General features: G+C 71.4%; 1 protein-coding gene. It reads right to left on the reverse strand.

The genetic code is table 11. From position 1 onward, the window contains the following. Positions 1-363: 363 nt before the first annotated feature. Positions 364-1,464 (reverse strand): transposase, encoded by a 1,101-nt coding sequence (locus GXW74_RS27710; protein ID WP_211850159.1) that lies wholly within the window; start codon positions 1,462-1,464, stop codon positions 364-366. Between the last annotated feature and the right edge of the window lie 72 nt (positions 1,465-1,536).

A 1,536-nucleotide genomic window follows, 5' to 3' on the forward strand; every position in this document is an offset into this window, starting at 1 on the left:
CGCGGCAACCAAGGAAGCGCCACGCTCGAAGGCCGGATTTCCTTCCGGGCGTCGTGGCCGCAGCGTACTTCCCCGCGCCGGCGCGGCAATCTGCCCGGCACCAGGTAGCGGCCGGTCCGGGGTGCACCGCACCCTGGCGGGGTGAGGTTCCGAGAGGGGCGCCGCCCCATAGGCGCGAAGATACGGTGCTATGGGCGGAGTGATTGCGCCTGGGAAGGTCGCGGTCGATGGGCCTCGGCCATGATGCGGCGCCATCGGCGGGAGGTGCGCTGCGACAGGGTTGGCGGTGGGCGGATGGCGTGCTGAATGCAGAGCCATGCGTGCCGCCATGCGGCCCAGAGTAGGCGAGCGGCGGTTGCTGGCTCAGGCGCTGATGAGTTGCGCCGGCGCCTGTTCGATGCTGCGGCGCTGGGGGGAAAAGCCGGCCAGGCGGCTGGCCAGTTCTTCCGTCAGCACGGCGGCGATCGAGTGCGCCAACAGCCATGTTCGCGCCAGGGCCGGATTGGCGGCGCGCAGGCTGTCCAGCGCGCCCAAACTCTTGAGCCGCTTGAAGCCGAGTTCCACCTGCCAGCGCGCGCGATAGAGGTCCACCACCTGCGCCGCATCGGCCCGCTCGGCCGGCAGCGAGGTCAGCAGCATCAGGTAGCCTGCCGCACGTTCGGTCCGCGCATCCGGCCGCTGGCAGTTCTTGCTGGCGCGCCGGCGTGTGCGCCTCGCCTGGCTCGCCGCCTGCGCCGGCGGCAGGCGCTGCACCACCAGGCGCAGCGGGGCCGCCACGCCTGCGATGTGCACCTGCCGCTCGCATGGCGCATCGCCGCTGGGCAGCAGCGCCATCACGTCAAGGCGCTGTGCCGCCTGGTCGAACAGCTTCATCGAGCGCCAGCCGATGCGGGTGACCATGTCGGAGCCGGCCCCGAGCACGGCGGCGATGTCGCGCACGCGGGCGAAGCCGCGGTCGAACAGCATGGTGCGCGCGGGTGCCAGGCGAGTGTTCGTCGCCGCCTCGCGCACGCGATCGGTGGTCACGCGGAAATCGGTGAAGCGCCCGAGTGCTGGTTCATACAGGGCGTGGACGCGAAAGCCGGGCCGGCCGGGGCCGCAGGAATAGACCAGCGTGCCATCGACCAGCGCGAGTTCGCCCCCCAGCGCGACACCGATGTCATCGAGCAGCGCGCGCAGGATGTGATCCAGCCAGTCGCCCATCCGCCGCAGCCGCCCGAGCACCGCCTTGCCGCTCAGCGTCTCGGCCATGCCGAGCGCACAGGCCGCCTCGGCGCTGCCGCGCAGCGACAGACCACCGGGGCCGTAGAGCAGCGCAAGCCGCAGCAGATCCTCCGCCCGACCCAGCCTGCGCACGCGCTGCACAGCGCCGAAGCGCCGCGCCGTCCCATCCAGATCAACCAGCCCGGAGACATGACGCAGCAGCGAAGACCAGCGGGCATCACATAGGTGGCGGCGTGTCATCCACACCCAGAATCACACCGCCCCGAGCCGATGCAAGCGGATCAGATTCGCGCCTATGGGGCAGAGCCCCTC

This window comes from Neoroseomonas eburnea (genome assembly GCF_018129005.1).
Classification (GTDB): domain Bacteria; phylum Pseudomonadota; class Alphaproteobacteria; order Acetobacterales; family Acetobacteraceae; genus Neoroseomonas; species Neoroseomonas eburnea.